The following is a 213-nucleotide window of genomic DNA, read 5'->3' on the forward strand; positions in this document are numbered from 1 at the left end:
TCGTTGTCATAAAGAAAGACCGGTGTGGGCGAGGAAGGCGAAACACAGCTCGTAGTTGGAGCCGACGCGGGTCAGTCTTGACTCGGCGGCGGCCTGGGCCTCGTCGATGGTGTCGGGGCACAGGTTGGCCAGGTCTACGGATTTGATGTTGCCCCAGACCATCTCGATGGGGTTGAGGTCGTGGGCGTAGCCCGGTAGCCGTTCGACGGTCAG

1 pseudogene is annotated in these 213 nt (G+C 62.0%); it reads right to left on the reverse strand.

What is annotated here, in order from left to right:
- Positions 1 to 6: 6 nt before the first annotated feature.
- Positions 7 to 213, reverse strand: a pseudogene (locus tag FPZ47_RS28835) (hypothetical protein); the annotation flags it as partial.

Origin of the sequence: Mycobacterium helveticum (assembly GCF_007714205.1) — a bacterium.
Taxonomy (GTDB): Bacteria; Actinomycetota; Actinomycetes; order Mycobacteriales; family Mycobacteriaceae; genus Mycobacterium; species Mycobacterium helveticum.